Consider the following 16,603-nt stretch of genomic DNA (forward strand, 5'->3'; position numbering starts at 1 on the left):
AGCCCGGCCTCGGCGGCGGCGTTCTCGGCCTCCCGCACGATGATCGACTCCGCGGCGGCGACCTCGGCCACGGTCACGGAATCAGCCTCGGCCACCACCGCGTTCGCCACGTCGGCGGCCGCGATCGCGTCCTCGTCCGCCGCGTGCGCGGCGACCTCGGCGGCGTGCGCGGCCTCTTCGGTGGCATGCGCGGCGTCCTCGGTGGCGTGCGCGGCCATGGCCATGGCGACCGGGTGGGCGCGCTTGGCCGCGGCCTTCTCGGCCTGCTCCTCGTGGCGGTCGTGCTTCTCGTGCTTGTCGGCCTTGTCCTCGATCACCGGCTCGACGACCGGCGTCTCCGCGGCGGCCGCGTTGCGGTCCTTGCGGCGGCGACGCGAACCCTCGCGACGGCCCACGCCCTCACCACTGTCACCGCTGGCCGGAGCCGACGACTCGACGGGGTAGTTGTGCACGAGAATGCCGCGGCCGTGGCAGGTCTCACACGTGGTGGAGAACGCCTCGACCAGGCCGGTGCCCAGCTTCTTGCGGGTCATCTGGACCAGGCCCAGCGAGGTGACCTCGGAGACTTGGTGGCGGGTGCGGTCGCGGCCCAGCGCCTCGGTCAGGCGGCGCAGCACCAGATCGCGGTTGGACTCGAGCACCATGTCGATGAAGTCGACGACGATCATGCCGCCGATGTCGCGCAGCCGCATCTGGCGCACGATCTCCTCGGCCGCCTCCAGGTTGTTGCGGGTCACGGTCTCTTCGAGGTTGGACCCGCCCGACCCGGTGAACTTGCCGGTGTTGACGTCGATGACGGTCATGGCCTCGGTGCGGTCGATCACCAGGGTGCCGCCGGAGGGCAGCCACACCTTGCGGTCGAGCGCCTTGGCCAGCTGCTCGTCGATGCGCAGGCTGCCGAACACGTCGACGCCGGTGCCCTCGTAGCGCTCGACCCGGGCCAGCATGTCGGGAGCGACCGTGCGGACATAGTTCTCGACCGTGGTCCAGGCGCGCTCGCCCTCGATGACCAGCTTCGAGAAGTCCTCGTTGAACAGGTCGCGCACGACCTTGACCAGCAGGTCCGGCTCCTCGTACAGGGTCTTCGGCGCGCCGGAGCCCTGCTTGGACTGCTCCTCGATGGTGCGCCAAGTCGCCTGCAGCCGTTCGACATCGCGGGCCAGCTCCGGCTCGGAGACGCCCTCCGACGCGGTGCGGATGATGACGCCCGCGTCCTGCGGCACGATGTCGCGCAGGATCTCCTTGAGGCGCTTGCGCTCGGTGTCGGGCAGCTTGCGCGAGATACCGGTCGACGTACCGCCCGGCACGTACACCAGGAAGCGACCGGCCAGGCTGATCTGCGTGGTCAGGCGAGCGCCCTTGTGGCCCACCGGATCCTTGGAAACCTGCACCAGCACGGTGTCACCGGGCTTGAGCGCCTGCTCGATCTTGCGCTCCTTGCCGCCCAGACCGGCGGCCTCCCAGTTCACCTCGCCCGCGTACAGCACACCGTTGCGGCCCCGGCCGATGTCGACGAACGCGGCCTCCATCGACGGCAGCACGTTCTGCACCTTGCCCAGGTACACATTGCCGACCATGGACGCGGAACCCGTCGAGGTCACGAAGTGCTCGACCAGGATGTTGTCCTCGAGCACCGCCACCTGGGTGGTGGAGGTCGGGTGATCGGGGAAGTGCTTCTCGCGCACCACCATCACCCGGTCCACCGCCTCGCGGCGGGCCAGGAACTCCGACTCGGTCAGGATCGGCGGGCGGCGGCGACCGGCCTCACGACCGTCACGGCGACGCTGGCGCTTGGCCTCCAGGCGGGTCGACCCGCTGATGCCCTGCACCTCGTCGACATCCTTGGCGGCGGCGCGGCGCTTGCTGCGCGGCTCCCGCTCGTGCACGACGGTGTTGGGCGGATCGTCATCGGCGGCGGTGTCGGCCTCGGTGTCGTCCCCGCCCTTGCGGCGGCGACGGCGACGGCGACGACGGCTGCTCGAACCCTCCGGCACGGCGGCCGAATCGTCGTCTTCCTCGGTCTCGGTGTCGGCGTCCTCGGCCGACTCGTCGGTCTCGTCGCCCTCGAGCTCGTCGGACTCGTTGTCGCCGTGCTGTTCACCGCGACCCCGGCCGCGGCCACGACGGCCCCGGCGGCGACGCCGCGAGGTGCCCTGGTCGGCGTCGTCCTTGCCGTGCTGCTCGCCGTCCCAGTCGCCCTCGTCCTCGGTGTCCTCGGACACCGGCTCTTCGACCTTGGGGGCCACGGCCTTCGGCGCGACGACCTCGGCCTCGGCGGCCTTGTCCTCGACGCGGGCCTTGCGCTCGGTGCGGCGCGCGCGACGCGCCTCCTCGGCAGCGGCGGCGTCCGGCGCCTGGAACAGCGGGGCGGCCACGACGGGGGCTGCCACATACTGCACCGGCTCTTCGACGACCGGGGTGCTCTGGAACGGGCTGGCGAACAGGGTGGTCTGCTTGGGCGCGGGGGCGACGGCCGCCTCGGCGGCCTCCACCTCCTCGGCCGCGAGCTCGTCGGCGGCGCGATCGTCACCGGCGGCGATGGCCGCGTCGACGGTCGTCTCGGCGATCGGCTGCGGTGAGACCGGCTCGGCTACCTCGACGTCACGCGGACCGAAGGCGTCGCGCACGGTTTCCGCGACGGTGCGATCCAGACTCGATTGCGGGCTGCGCGCTTGCGCGCCCATCTCGGTCAGATGGGCCAGGATACGTTTGCTGGTGGTGCCCAGCAGCTTCGCCAGTGCGTGCACTCGGATCCGTTCCGGCAATTGTTCGGCAGCCGGGGTGATCTGAGCGCCCTCCCCGTCGCCGTTGCTCTGCGATGCTTCCAGCGGCTCTTGATCGGCCACGAATTCTCCTCGGGGCCCCCGGGCGCGTTCCTCTTCAGGAGTGACGCGGCCGTCGCGGGGGCGCTGTCTTGTCGGCCTCACGCCCGCGGGCGTGATGTCGTAAGTCTTCGCGTCGCGTGGCCCGTTATCACCGGTATCTCGTCGTTCGGGCTAACTGGTCACGTGGCGCCTGGTTGGTTTGGCTCAACGCCGTGAAACGAGCGTTCATCCAGCGTGCCTGCCCGACGGCCGAGTCTTGGGTAGCCGTCGGCGGCAGCGATGATCGTCCGTCGCTCCGCGGTGTCAATCGAAGGTGGCTGACGCACGCCGCAAACGGCCCGCGTCGGTCACTTCCAGAGCCAGTATCCCACACCACGTCGGGGCGTCGCGCCCACGCGGCCCGGAGCGGGCCTCGCGAGTCTCGCGGGCAGCCGCCGCCTCCGGGGTCCGGGGGTGGGCCCCCGGACCTGATCGGTGGAGAGTACGGGTGAAGATCAGAGAGTGAACTCCGGGAACCAGAGGGCGATCTCGCGCTTGGCGGACTCGGGCGAGTCGGAGCCGTGCACGAGGTTGTACTGGGTTTCGAGGGCGTAGTCGCCGCGGATGCTGCCGGTGGCGGCCTTCTCGACGGGGTCGGTGCCGCCGGCGATCTGCCGGAAGGCGGGGATGGCGCGCTCGCCATCGAGGACGATCGCGACGACCGGGCCGGAGGTGATGAATTCGATGAGCGATCCGAAGAACGCGCGCTCGCGGTGCTCGGCGTAGTGCGCGACCGCGATCTCCTCGGAGACGTTCACCTGCTTCAGGGCCGCGATCTTCAGACCCTTGCGCTCGATCCGGGTGATGATCTCCCCGATGAGGCCGCGGGCCACGCCGTCGGGCTTGATGAGTACCAACGTCTGCTCAGTCACAGCGCAACCTTAACCGGCGGGTACTCGGCGGCATAAACGCAGACCGGGGCCGAAGCTCCGGTCTGTCCGTTTACGCGTGTTTGTTCAGGCTCCGGACATGCGCTGGCTGGGCAGGGTCCCGGCTTCCATGCGCTTCTTCACGTCGGAGCGCAGGAACAGCACGAAGACCCAGACGGCGACGAAGACCACGCCGATCACCAGGATCGAGACGTGGATGAAGCCGCCGAGCAGCAGCGCCACCTGCAGGGCCAGGTTGAAGGGGATGGCCCAGGGGCGTCGCTGGACGCCCGCGCCCAGGAACATGATCACGGCCAGGCCGACGACGTAGAGGATCGACCACCAGTGCAGGCCGCCGCCGACCGCGCTGATCACCGGTAGCGCGAGCAGCACGGTGATGGCCTCGAGGACCAGGGTGCCCGCCATGACGCCGCGCAGGCCCTTCCACGGGTCGGTGGCGGGCGGTGGTACCTCGGGGGCGGCTTCAGGCGTGGCATCGGAAGTCATGCGGGATCCTTTCCGAACAGGCTGCGGGCGGCCCCGGCGGTGACGACCGAGCCGGTGATGACAATGCCCGCGCCCGAGACCAATTCGCCGTCCTCACCCTCTTCGGCGAGGGCGATGGCGGTTTCGATGGCGTCGGCCAGATCGCTCGCCACGGCGACGCGTTCGTCGCCGAAGCGCTGCACGGCGAGGTTGGCCAGGTCGTCGACGGGCAGGGCGCGCGGGGAGCCGTTCTCGGTGACGACGATCTCGTCGAAGATCGGTTCCAGGGCGTCGAGGATGCCGCCGGCGTCCTTGTCGCTGAGCACCGCGATCACGCCTACCAGTTTGCGGAAGTCGAATTCGCTTGTCAGCGTGGCCGCGAGCGCCTGCGCGCCGTGCGGGTTGTGGGCGGCGTCGAGGAAGATGGTGGGCGCGCTGCGCATGCGCTCCATCCGGCCGGGGCTGACCGCGTTCGCGAAACCCGCTCGCACGGCGTCGATGTCGAGCTGCCGGGACGCGCCCGCGCCGAAGAACGCCTCGACCGCGGCCAGCGCCAGCACCGCGTTGCGGGCCTGATGCTCACCGTGCATGGGCAGGAAGATGTCGTCGTAGACGCCGCCGAGCCCCTGCAGTTCCAGCACCTGGCCGCCGATGGCGACGCGGCGCGAAAGCAGTTGGAACTCCGAGCCTTCGCGGGCGACGGCCGCGTCCACCTCGACGGCGCGGCGCAGCAGGACGTCCATGGCTTCGGGTTCCTGCTGGGCGATGACGGCGACGGTGTCGCGCGGGACCAGCTCGTCCTCCGGGGCCTTCTTGATGATTCCGGCCTTCTCCCCCGCGATGGAGGTGAGGTCGGGGCCCAGATAGTCGGTGTGGTCCAAGCCGATCGGGGTGATGACGGCGACCTGGCCGTCGATCACATTGGTGGCGTCCCAGCGCCCGCCCATGCCGGTCTCGATGACGGCCACGTCCACCGGGGCCTCGGCGAAGGCCGCGTACGCCATCGCGGTGAGCACCTCGAACTTCGACATGGCCGGGCCGCCCGCGGCTTCGGACTGCTTGTCGACCATTTCGATGTAGGGCAGCAGTTCGCGGTAGAGCTCGACGTAGCGGCCCGGGGTGATGGGGGCGTTGTCGATGGCGATGCGCTCGGTGGCCAGCTGCAGGTGCGGGCTGGTGATGCGGCCGGTGCGCCGGTGCAGCGCGGTCAGCAGCGAGTCGATCATGCGGGTGACCGAGGTCTTGCCGTTGGTGCCCGCGATGTGGATGGCCGGATAGGACTGCTGGGGCGAGCCCAGCAGGTCCATCAGGGTCGCGACTCGGACCAGCGACGGCTCGATCTTGGTTTCCGGCCAGCGCTTGTCGAGTTCGGCCTCGACCAGCGCCATTTCGGCGAGGTCCACCGGCGAGGTGCCGGTGGCGCTCAGCGGGGCATCGCCGTACTGGCGTTCCGGTTCGTCGTTCACTTGGCGGCCAGCTTGGCGATCTCGGCGAGGCGGGCGGTGATGCGCTCGACATCGCCCTCGGCGATCTCCTTGCGCGCCTTGATCTTCTCGACCACCGCGTCGGGGGCCTTGGCCAGGAAGGCTTCATTGCCGAGCTTGCCGTTGGTGCCCGCCAGTTCCTTCTGCGCTGCGGCCAGGTCCTTTTCGAGGCGGCGGCGCTCGGCGTCGAGGTCGACCGTGCCGGAGGTGTCGATCTCGACGGTCACCGTGGCATTGGTCAGGCGCACCTCGAGCGAGGCGGTGACGGCGAAATCCTCGCCCGCGGCGGTGAGCTTGGCCAGGTTGGCGATGCTCGGTTCCTGACCGGGCAGATCGGCGGCGTCGATGCCGACGAGCTTGGCGGCCACCTTCTGGCTGTCGGCGAGGCCCTGGTCGGCGCGGAAGCGGCGGATCTCGGTGATCAGCTTCTGGGTGTCCGAGATGCGCCGGGCCGCAACCTCATCGGTGGCGTGCGCCGACACGGTCGGCCAGGCGGCGGTGACGATGGACTCCCCCGCCGTGCCCTCGGTGAGGGCCTGCCACAGGGTCTCGGTGACGAACGGGACGGCCGGATGCAGCAGGCGCAGCACCGAATCCAGCACATTGCCGAGCACGACGCGAGTGCTCGCGGCCCGCTCCTCGGACTCGGAGAACTGGACCTTCGCCAATTCCAGGTACCAGCTGCAGAACTCGTCCCACGCGAAGTGGTACAGCCCCTCGAGGGCTTTGCTGAACTCGTAGCGGTCCAGGGCCGAATCGACCTCGGCGACAACCTCGTCGAGGCGGTCGAGGATCCAGCGGTCGGTGTCGGTGAGGGTGTCGCGCGCGGGCAGTTCGCCCGGCTGCGCACCGTTCATGAGCGCGAACTTGGTGGCGTTGAACAGCTTGGTGATGAAGCTGCGCGAGGCGGTCACGTGCGAGGTGCCGACCGAGAGGTCGCCGCCGGGCTGCGCGCCGCGCGCGAGGGTGAAGCGGGTGGCGTCCGCGCCGTACTCCTCGATCCAGTCCAGCGGGTCGATGCCGTTGCCGCGCGACTTCGACATCTTCTTGCCGAACTCGTCGCGGATCAGGCCGTGCAGGAACACATCCTGGAACGGGACCTGCTTGGCCTCCTTGCCGGTTGTCAGCACCGGGTCGTCGGAGACGAACATGCCGAACATCATCATCCGGGCGACCCAGAAGAAGAGGATGTCGTAGCCGGTCACCAGCACACTGGTCGGATAGAACTTGGCCAGTTCGTCGGTGGCGTCGGGCCAGCCCATGGTGGAGAACGGCCACAGGCCCGAGGAGAACCAGGTGTCGAGCACGTCCGGGTCCTGCACGTAGCCCTCGGGGGCCTGCTCGTCCGGGCCGACGCAGACGATCTCACCCTCGGGGCCGTACCAGATCGGGATGCGGTGACCCCACCACAGCTGGCGGGAGATGTTCCAGTCGTGCATGTTGTCGACCCACTCGAACCAGCGCGGCTCCTGGCTGGCGGGGTGGATCTTGACGTCGCCGTTGCGGACCGCATCACCGGCGGCCTTGGCGATGCCCTCGACCTTCACCCACCACTGCATGGACAGGCGCGGCTCGATGGGCTCGCCGGAACGCTCGGAGTGGCCGACCTGATGCAGGTACGGGAACTTGCGGCCGACCACGCGGCCCTCGGACTCGAGGCGCTCGCGGATCTTGACGCGCGCCTCGAAGCGGTCCATGCCGTCGAATTCGGTTCCGCTGTCGGCGATCTTGCCGGTCTTGTCCATGATCGTGGGCATGGGCAGGTTGTGGCGCAGGCCGAGCTCGAAGTCGTTGGGGTCGTGCGCGGGGGTGATCTTGACCGCGCCGGAACCGAATTCGGGGTCCACGTAGTCGTCGGCGACGATCGGGATCTGACGGCCGGTGATCGGGTGGTACAGGGTGGTGCCGACGAGATGCTTGTAGCGCTCGTCATCCGGGTGCACGGCCACGGCGGTGTCGCCGAGCATGGTCTCCACGCGGGTGGTGGCCACGATCACATGCGGCTCATCGTCGTTCAGGGAGCCGTAGCGCAGCGAGACGAGCTCGCCCTCGACCTCCTTGTGGTCCACCTCGAGGTCGGAGATGCCGGTCTCGAGCACCGGCGACCAGTTCACCAGGCGCTCGGCGCGGTAGATGAGGCCCGCGTCATAGAGGCGCTTGAAGATGGTCTGCACGGCACGCGACAGGCCGTCGTCCATGGTGAAACGGTCGCGGCTCCAGTCGACGCCGTCGCCGAGGCGGCGCATCTGGCCCTGGATCTGGCCGCCGGACTCGCGCTTCCAATCCCAGACCTTGTCCACGAACAGTTCGCGGCCGAAGTCTTCCTTGGTCTTGCCGTCGACGGCGAGCTGCTTCTCCACCACGGTCTGCGTCGCGATACCCGCGTGGTCCATGCCCGGCAGCCACAGCACCTCGAAGCCCTGCATGCGCTTGCGGCGGGTGAGCAGGTCCATCAGGGTGTGGTCGAGGGCGTGGCCCATGTGCAGGGTGCCGGTCACGTTGGGCGGGGGCAGCACGATCGAGTAGGCGGGCTTGGCACTGGCAGGGTCGGCGGTGAAGTAACCCGCGGCTACCCAGCGCTCGTACAGGTCGGCCTCTACCTCGCTGGGGTTCCAGCTCTTGGGGAGGGCATCGGCACGATTACGTGGGTTCTCAGAGGCTGCGCTGGTCACCGGTCGATTCTAAGGGCAGGGATTATCACCCAACGACCGGGTTTTTCCCAGACCTCGGAACGGGCCCCGAAGGGCGAGCCGGAGACGCGGCGATGGACAGCCGAAGGGCTCTGCCGACAGACAGCCGAAGGGCGAGGCTCCCGGTGGATGAGGGACACCGGAAACCTCGCCCTCGAAGGCCAGACTACCGCCGTTTCGGGCCCCGCTCCCGGATCCAAAGGTAATTCTCAGGATCTGGCCCAAATGGGCCAGGGTAGACCAGCTTTCGTTGCATCACCGTTGCGTCCGCCGCATTGTTTTCGCGTCGTGACAACCGCGTTGCGAGGCGACCGACCGGTAGTCTCCAACCCATGAATCCGATTGTCGCGCGGGTGATGTCGACGGTAGCCGGACAACTGGGCAATCCCCACGGAATCCTCGGCAAGGGTGTGGCCCTGTTCCTCAACCGCGGCAACCGCCCGCTGATCGCGGCCGCGGTGGCAGCCGCCGAGGTCAGCGGGGTAGACGCGGCGGCCGACATCGGATTCGGCGGCGGCATCGGCCTCACCCTGCTACTCGAACGGGTCGGCACCACCGGCTCGGTGACCGGCGTGGAACTGTCCGAAGACATGCTGACCCGAGCCCGCTCGGAATTCGCGGCCGACCTCACGGAAGGCCGCCTGAAACTGACAACCGGCTCCCTCACCGAACTCCCCCTTCCCGACGCCTCCCTCGACGCCGTGATCACCTGCAACACCATCTATTTCGTGCCCGACCTCGATCGCGTCTGCGCCGAGCTGTCCCGAGTCCTGAAACCCAAGGGCCGCTTGGTCATCGGCATCGGCGACCCCGAAGCCATGGCCAAAATGCCTTTCACCTCATACGGTTTCACCCTCCGCCCAGTAGCTGACGTGATCGCGACACTGGAACACTCCGGCCTCACCGTCGAACACCAGCCCCTCCCCTCCAAACCCATCCCCGGCCACCTACTGATCGCCCGCCCCGCCTAACTCACCAGTTCGGACATTTCGGTCGACCTTCATGGGGGTGGAGAGGGGAGATCGGCCGGTCAGGGGGCGTGTCTCAGGGCACTCCGGCAGGGGAGGGTGAGGTGGGTCGCATATCTCTTGCCATGTCTACCTGCGGTGATGTGTTCTGGCTATCCGGCTGGCGCCAGTCGCTACCAGTTCAACGCAGTACCGAGACAGCTCCCGAGGGACCTTTTCGTCCCGCTGCTGGAAAGCGAGTCATCATGCGTATTCGAACCGTTGTCGCTACCGGTGTCACGCTCACCGGCCTCGCTGTCGCAGGACTGGCTGTCGCTGGAACAGCCTCCGCCGCAACCCCGTTCGTGATTCCCGATGCGGGGGCCGCCGGTCTGGAACTGTCGCCGGGAGAAACTCAGGCGCTGGCCAATGGGCCGGTCCCGGCGCTGGTCGACCGGTTCGTGCCCGAGAGCGCGATCTCGGTGGGCGTACAGCCCGATTCGAGGCTGCCTCAGGACGGGGATTACATCTACGCCGATATGCCGTCGATCGTCGGCGAGGCCGCGGCCCACCCGGGCGGGTCGGTGGATGTGCTGGTCGATTCCGAGGGGCTGGCCGTGATCCAGGTCTGGTGAAGCCGCCACCGACCGAAACCACCGCGCCCATAAAACACTGCGCCCCATGCTCATTCGAGCATGGGGCGCAGTGCTGTGGCGAACTCAGGGAACGAGGACGTCCAGCACGGCCGGGTTGGCGCGGAACAGGGCCGGGAGCAGTCCCACCGGGTCGCCGTCGGCGGTGGCGGGGGCGCCGGGGGCGGTCAAGCGGATCTCCTCGGCCTTGTACTGGACCATGGCCGGATGGTCGACCCGCTTGCCGGAGGACAGCGCCGGGAGCAGGCGCAGCATCTCCAGCCGCGACATGGCCTTGACCACGGTCAGGTCCAGCAGCCCGTCGTCGATGATCGCGTCGGGGGCGACGAGCATGCCGCCGCCGTAGGTGCGGGTATTGCCGACCGCCACCATGACCGCGTCGTGTTCGATGACGGTGCCGTCCGGATGCTCCGGCGAGCCGGTGAGTTCGATGCGGTAGGGCACGGCCAGCTTGCCCGCGAGCTCGATGAGAGCGGCGACGGTGTAGCGCATCGGGCCGTTGGGCCAGCGCAAGGCGTTGGCGCGCAAGGTGACCCGGGCGTCGAGTCCGGTGCCGGTGACGGTGGCGAACCAGACGGCCCGGCCGGATTCGTCGGTTTCCACCGTGCCCAGGTCGATGGCACGGGTCTTGCCGCCCAGCACGGCGGCGACCGCGGCGGCGGTGTCGTCGGGGATGCCGAGTTCCCGGGCCAGGTCGTTGCCGGTGCCGCCGGGCACCAGGCCCAGCGGGATCCCGGTGCCGACCAGGGCTTGCAAGGTCACGCAGGTGAGGCCGTCGCCGCCCGCCGCCACCACCGCGTCCGGGCGGGCGTCCGGGTCGGCGAGGGCCTTGCGCACCAGGCGTTCGGTGTCGGCGGCCGAGTCGCCCTGGATCGCGGTGACCTGGATGTCGTGCCCGGCGAACAGGTTGGCCGCCTCGACGGCCACCAGCGCGCCCTTGCCGTGCCCGGACAGCGGGTTGGTCACCAGGGCGATGGAGCGGATCGTTCTCACGGAATCAGCTTCCCAGGGTTGAGGATTCCGGTGGGGTCGACCGCGTTCTTCACCGCCCGCAGCACCTGCACGCCCAGGTCGCCGATCTCGTCGGTCATCCAGGGGCGGTGGTCCGCGCCGATGGCGTGGTGATGCGTGATGGTGCCGCCCGCGGCCACGATGGCGTCACCGGCGGCCTGTTTGGCCTTGGCCCACTGCGCGATCGGATCCTCGGCCTGCTTGCCGACGATGGTGAAGTACAGCGACGCCCCGGTCGGGTAGGTGTGCGAGATGTGGCACATGACCAGCGCGGGCGTGCCCTGGGCGGTGAGCGTGTCGGTCAGCGCCGCGGTCACCTTCGCCTTGAGGTTGGCGAGATTCGCCCAGCTGGTGGCGGTTTCGAGGGTTTCGCAGAGCACGCCGACATCCAGCAGCGCGTCACGCAGGTAGGGGGCGGCGAAGCGGCCGTGCTCCCATTCCCGGGCCGGGGCCTCGCCGAGCGCGGTGCCGCCGGCGGCGGCCAGCAATTCGATGGCCTCGGCGCGGCGGGCGGTGACGTGCGCGGCGGTGCCTTCGAAGGTGGTGACGGCCAGGCAGCCGCCGACGGCCGCGCCGCCGATGTCCCCGGCGCGGGCCAGGTTCAGGCCGGTCTCGGCCTCATCGGACAGCCGCATGACGGTGGGGGCGGCCCCGGCCTGGATGACGGTGCGCAGCGCGGCCGCGCCGGTGGCGAAGTCGGGGAACGACCACGCCTGGTAGGCGGTGGTCTCCGGGACGGGATGCACGCGCAGGGTGACGGCGGTGATGATGCCGAGGGTGCCCTCCGAGCCGGAGAACAGTTCGCGCAGATCGGGTCCGGCGGCCGAGGCGGGGGCGCGACCCAGGTCGAGATCGCCTGCGGGCGTGGCGATCCGCATGCGCATGATCATGTCGTCGAAGCGCCCGTAACCGGCCGACGCCTGCCCCGAGGAGCGGGTGGCCGCGAAGCCGCCGATGGTGGCGTATTCGAAGCTCTGCGGGAAATGGCCGAGCGAAAGTCCGTGCCGGGCAAGCAGTTCCTCGGCCTGCGGGCCGGACAGCCCGGCCCCGAGGGTGGCGGTGCCGCTGACCGGGTCGACGTCGGTGAGGGTGTCGAGGCGGCGCAGATCGAGCGCGATGACGGCCGGGAAGCGGCCGCGCGCCGGGTCCAGCCCGCCGACGACGCTGGTGCCGCCGCCGAACGGCACGACCGCGATCGCCTTGGCGGAGCAGTACTTCAGCACCGCGAGCACCTCGTCGTGGTCGGCGGGGAAGAGCACCGCGTCGGGCGCGTCCTGTTCCCCGTCGGCGCGGCGGCGCAGCAGGTCCGGCGTGGATTTGCCGCCCGCACGGAGCAGGCGGTCGCGATGGTCGAGCGACAGGTTCTCGGCTCCGACCACCGCGACGAGCCCGGCGTGCTGTTCCGGCGTGAGCGCCGAGGCGCGCAGCGGCACGTCGCCCTCATCGCGACGGGTCACCGGCTCGCCGGACACCCCGAATACCTGTGCGAGCAGTCCCCGAATCTGATCGGGCAGCGGTTTGTGTCCGGATGGGGAGCCCCAGGCGTCCCACACCATACTCGCGCGGGCCTGCGGCTCGCCCGGGTTTGTGGCAACGCTGCCGCCGGATGCCGCGGTGGATGCTTGTTCGTCGACCATGCGTTACAGTCTGACATAGAATGTCAAGCAGTAACGGATACTACTCTCCGGTGGTGCCAGCCATGAGTTCGACCGAATCATCCTCCGCCGTCGATCGCGCCATCCTCGACGCGGCGCGCGCCTGCGTGGCCGAGTTCGGTGTCCGCCGCACCACCCTCACCGAGGTGGCCCGCCGGGCGGGCGTCAGCCGCCCCACCGTGTACCGCCGCTGGCCCGACACCGGATCACTGGTGGCGGATCTGCTGGTGCGGGAACTTCGCGAGATCATCACCGACACCGCGCCGCCCACCGGCTCCGCGCGTGACCGGCTGGTCGGTTCGATCGTCGGCGGCGGCGCGGCCATCCGCCGCAATCCCCTGTTCGCCAAGATCTTCCGCGCCGACACCGACATCATGCTCACCTACGTCTTCGAACGCCTGGGCCGCAACCAACGCGCCCTCATCGACCTCTTCGCCGCCGCGATCCGAGAAGGCCAGGCCGACAACTCGATCCGCCCCGGCAACCCGGACCACCTGGCCGCCATGCTCCTCCTCATCGCCCAATCCGCTGTCCAATCAGCAGGCACCTTCGCCCCCGTCCTGGACGAAGACCACCTCGACACCGAACTAACCCAAGCCCTCACCGGCTACCTCACCCCCACCCCCTGATCGGCGAGTGGCACACGGTGGAGGCGCATTCGGGCAAATCTCCTCCACCCTGTGCCACTCGGTGAACGGCCGCATTGATTGAGAGGTCCTCTTATGGCTCGGAATACGACTCGGAGCGATTCGGCGCTGAATTCGGCGCGGCGACAGCGGGAGTTGGGCGCGCTCGGTGGGGGCGGGACCATCGACGTGCTGGTGATCGGCGGCGGGATCACCGGTGTCGGAGTGGCTTTGGATGCCGTCTCGCGTGGCTTGCGGACCGTTCTGGTGGAGAAGCACGACTTCGCGTTCGGGACCAGCCGGTGGAGTTCCAAGCTGGTGCACGGCGGATTGCGGTACCTCGCCAGCGGCGGGGTGGGGATCGCGCACGAGAGCGCGGTGGAGCGGGACATTCTGCTGACCCGGACGGCACCGCATCTGACGCGGGCGCTGCCGCAGGTGGTGCCGCTGCTGCCGACTATCGGTGCGGCGCAGAAGATGCTGGTGCGCACCGGATTCCTCGCCGGGGACGTGCTGCGGCGGGCGGCGGGGACCTCGGCGAGCGTGCTGCCGCGTTCGCGGCGGATCGCGGCGGCGGAGGCGTTGCGTTTCGCGCCGACGGTACGACGGGCGGGGCTGCGCGGTGGATTGCTGGCGTGGGACGGGCAATTGGTGGATGACGCACGGCTCGTGGTCGGCATCGCCCGCACCGCCGCGCGCGAGGGCGCGACGGTGCTCACCCGGGTCGAGGCCACGAACGTCACAGGCACCTCGGCGACCCTGCGCGACACGCTGACCGGCGAAACCCTGGATGTGACAGCGCGTTCGGTGATCAATGCCGCCGGAGTATGGGCGGATCAGGTGGATTCGAGCATCGAGTTGCGGCCCTCGCGCGGCACCCACCTGGTGTTCGACGCGGCGGCGTTCGGCGGTCTGACCGCCTCGCTGACCGTGCCGATTCCGGGCAGCACCAGCCGGTTCATCTTCGCGTTCCCGGCCGCGCACAACCGGGTCTACCTGGGGCTCACCGATGAGGAAGCGCCCGGCCCGGTGCCGGATGTCCCGCACGCCACCGACGGCGAGATCGACTTCCTGCTCGACACCGTCAATACGGTGCTGCGGGAGCCTCTGAGCCGCAGTGATATTCGCGGCACCTTCGCGGGCCTGCGGCCGCTGCTGCGCACCGGTGACGACAGCACCGCCGACATCTCCCGTGAGCACGCCGTCCTCACCTCGCCGACCGGCGTGATCACGGTGGTCGGCGGCAAGCTCACCACCTACCGCAAGATGGCCGAGGATGCCGTGGACGCGGCCGTCGCCCACGCCCACCTCTCCGCCGCGCCCTGCCGGACCCGCACCCTGCCCCTGGTGGGCGCGGTGACCGGTGCGGGTCGCGACGCGATCGCGGCCCCGCCGCGCCTGGTGGAGCGCTATGGCGCGGAGGCCGCGACGGTGCTCGGTCTGGCCGAACAGGATCCGGCGCTGGCCGCCGAGGTCGCGTCCGGGATGGATGTCACCGCCGCCGAATTCGCGTTCGCGGTCGCCTACGAGGGCGCGCTCGACGAATCCGACCTGCTGGACCGCCGCACCCGCATCGGACTGGTCGACTCGGACCGCAAGGCCGCCGAACCCGCCGCGCAGGCCGCATTCTCCTGACCGAGCGCCTTGCGTCGCTCCGGCGCGCTTCGGCCGGAATCCACCGCTAGTTGAAGACGTTGCAGCCGGAGCCGGTGGCGAAACCGGTTCCGACGTGGACGTCGATGTAGGGGAAGACGTCCTCGCTGTCGGGGTGGTACTGCCAGATCTGGAGGCGGTGCTGCCCGGTGGTGGTGGGTGTCCAGCGAAGCTGGGCCAGCGCACCCGAGGGATTGGCGACGCCGATCGGAACCTTGTTGTCGTAGAAGACGACCGGGGTGACCGGATCGTCCACGCGGGCATCGAGGTCGTAGCTGCATCCGGTGCCGTAGTTGCTGGCCATGCCGAAGCTGAGGCCCGGGTCGATGCCGAGCTGGACGGCGGTGGCCCCGGCGGGGGCGGCCAGTGCGGCGAGGGTCGCGAGCGCGGCGCAGCCGGCCACGGCGGTGGTCCTGAAGATCGTGCCCATCATGGTTCGGTCCTCATCGGTGATGCCGGGCCCGGTTGCACCGGCACGATGCCTCGATCCTCACCCGCGGGTCCCCGATATGGGTCGCATTGCGGCAATCCGGCGGAATCCGTGTCGCTGCGCGGGCGTGCCGCGGGGCCCTATGCTTGGCTGCGAGTTGAGGGCGGCTGGACCGCCCTGCCCTTCGACTCCGACAGATTGCGGTGGGCGCCGGAAGAGGGAGGCGCGGATGGGTCGAATTCCGACGACGGTCGGGCTGGTTCCGGGGACGGGCCTGATCGCCCGGTTCGGGAACGTGGTCCTGTTCCTGCCCGGTGAAAGCGGTTCCACCGAAAGGATTCTCGGGGCCGCCGAGGCCGCGGCGAGCGCCGCCGACCCGGGCGCCGCGATCGCGCAACGACTGGCGGCGACGGTGTTCTCCCCCGGTTCCACCCAACCGCCAGCCTTCGGCGTGGTCGCGCCGACGGCCGACGGCATCCTGATCCTGCTGCGCGGCCCGGTGACCGCCACGATCGACGGTCCCGAAGGCACCCGCACCCTCTCCGGCGAACGCGCCATGACCTGGGTAGACGAGATCGTGCGCGATCCGGTGCGGCGTCTCACCGTCCTCGCCGACGGCGCGGGCAACGCGATCGCCCACACCGATCTGCGGGCCGGAGTGGTGGTGGGCGGCGGCTTCGTCGTGAAGGCACCGGTCTCGGGACTGGCCGCCGCGCAACCGCAGTCCGCACCACCGAGCGCGTCGTCATCCCCGTCCGGCGAGCCGCGGACGGCGGACGGCAAAGCCGCGGAAACAGGTCGCGCACAGCGACTTTCCCCGGCGGCGGACGAGCCGGGAAATCCCCGCAATGCCGCGACCACACCTGCCCCGGGTTCGCGGGCGGCCGAGGGCGGAGACCAACGGCCGCGGGTGCCGGATCAGCGGGTGCGGATCGAAGTGCAGGCCGACGGGCCCGAGACACGTGCGACCCCCGCGGTGGCTGACGTGCCGCCCGCACATGCCCACGGCCCCCGCGCCGCCGGTCCGGACCTGGCGAAGAAGAGCGGCGCCGAGAGTGGTTCGGGCGCAGGGGGTTCAGGCGCAGCAGGCTCGGGCGCAGCGGGCTCAGCCGCAGGGGGTCCAGTTGCAGGGGGGCCAGGCACTCCGCCCCGCCGCGCGGGCCGCCCGGATCCCGAGGATCAGCCGCCGACTGCCGCCTACAGTCCCGAATCGGAGGTCGAGGCCGAGCCGCAGG

General features: G+C 69.9%; 12 protein-coding genes and 1 pseudogene. 5 read left to right on the top strand and 8 right to left on the bottom strand.

Translation table 11 applies throughout. The features are described 5' to 3' along the window. The 5 genes from ACWELQ_RS14610 to ACWELQ_RS14630 form a co-directional block, all read right to left on the bottom strand. A partial coding sequence (locus tag ACWELQ_RS14610; RefSeq protein ID WP_452397534.1) for a translation initiation factor IF-2 N-terminal domain-containing protein occupies nt 1-2,846 on the bottom strand: 2,846 nt, incomplete at its 3' end. A 473-nt stretch (nt 2,847-3,319) separates the two neighbouring features. Further along, nucleotides 3,320-3,736 (bottom strand): nucleoside-diphosphate kinase, encoded by a 417-nt coding sequence (gene ndk / locus ACWELQ_RS14615; protein ID WP_452397535.1) that lies wholly within the window; start codon nt 3,734-3,736, stop codon nt 3,320-3,322. A gap of 84 nt (nt 3,737-3,820) precedes the next feature. Beyond that, entirely contained in the window at nt 3,821-4,240 is a 420-nt protein-coding gene (locus ACWELQ_RS14620) for a DUF4233 domain-containing protein (protein WP_452397536.1), read from the bottom strand. Beyond that, complete coding sequence (gene folC, locus ACWELQ_RS14625; protein WP_452397537.1) at nt 4,237-5,685, bottom strand: bifunctional tetrahydrofolate synthase/dihydrofolate synthase; 1,449 nt, start codon at nt 5,683-5,685, stop codon at nt 4,237-4,239. The genes ACWELQ_RS14620 and folC overlap by 4 nt, the downstream gene beginning before the upstream one ends. Further along, on the bottom strand, nt 5,682-8,375 hold the full coding sequence (locus ACWELQ_RS14630) for a valine--tRNA ligase (RefSeq protein ID WP_452397538.1): 2,694 nt from the start codon (nt 8,373-8,375) through the stop codon (nt 5,682-5,684). The genes folC and ACWELQ_RS14630 overlap by 4 nt, the downstream gene beginning before the upstream one ends. A 350-nt stretch (nt 8,376-8,725) precedes the next feature. On the opposite strand from ACWELQ_RS14630, the gene ACWELQ_RS14635 reads away from it, so the two are divergent. Beyond that, nucleotides 8,726-9,364, top strand: a complete 639-nt coding sequence (locus ACWELQ_RS14635; protein WP_452397539.1) for a class I SAM-dependent methyltransferase — start codon at nt 8,726-8,728, stop codon at nt 9,362-9,364. Between the two features lie 242 nt (nt 9,365-9,606). Further along, on the top strand, nt 9,607-9,975 hold the full coding sequence (locus ACWELQ_RS14640; RefSeq protein WP_452397540.1) for a hypothetical protein: 369 nt from the start codon (nt 9,607-9,609) through the stop codon (nt 9,973-9,975). Between the two features lie 84 nt (nt 9,976-10,059). Here the strand turns inward: ACWELQ_RS14640 and ACWELQ_RS14645 are convergent, their stop codons facing one another. Together ACWELQ_RS14645 and ACWELQ_RS14650 are read right to left on the bottom strand one after the other, a co-directional pair. Continuing rightward, nucleotides 10,060-10,986 carry a diacylglycerol/lipid kinase family protein gene (locus tag ACWELQ_RS14645; protein ID WP_452397541.1) on the bottom strand — a complete coding sequence of 309 codons (927 nt, stop codon included), beginning with the start codon at nt 10,984-10,986 and terminating at the stop codon, nt 10,060-10,062. Then, complete coding sequence (locus ACWELQ_RS14650; protein ID WP_452397545.1) at nt 10,983-12,560, bottom strand: FAD-binding oxidoreductase; 1,578 nt, start codon at nt 12,558-12,560, stop codon at nt 10,983-10,985. Before ACWELQ_RS14650 ends, ACWELQ_RS14645 begins: the two co-directional genes overlap by 4 nt. A 143-nt stretch (nt 12,561-12,703) precedes the next feature. On the opposite strand from ACWELQ_RS14650, the gene ACWELQ_RS14655 reads away from it, so the two are divergent. After that, a complete protein-coding gene (locus ACWELQ_RS14655; protein ID WP_452397542.1) occupies nt 12,704-13,288 on the top strand; it encodes a TetR/AcrR family transcriptional regulator in 585 nt (194 codons plus the stop codon). A gap of 93 nt (nt 13,289-13,381) precedes the next feature. Further along, a complete protein-coding gene (locus ACWELQ_RS14660; protein ID WP_452397543.1) occupies nt 13,382-14,920 on the top strand; it encodes a glycerol-3-phosphate dehydrogenase/oxidase in 1,539 nt (512 codons plus the stop codon). 46 nt (nt 14,921-14,966) lie between these two features. On the opposite strand, the gene ACWELQ_RS14665 is transcribed toward ACWELQ_RS14660, so the two are convergent. Then, on the bottom strand, nt 14,967-15,371 hold the full coding sequence (locus ACWELQ_RS14665) for a hypothetical protein (protein ID WP_452397544.1): 405 nt from the start codon (nt 15,369-15,371) through the stop codon (nt 14,967-14,969). A gap of 226 nt (nt 15,372-15,597) precedes the next feature. On the opposite strand from ACWELQ_RS14665, the pseudogene ACWELQ_RS14670 reads away from it, so the two are divergent. Continuing rightward, nucleotides 15,598-16,603 (top strand): annotated as a pseudogene (locus tag ACWELQ_RS14670) (hypothetical protein); the annotation flags it as partial.

The sequence above is a fragment of the Nocardia sp. NPDC004722 genome, assembly GCF_053601505.1.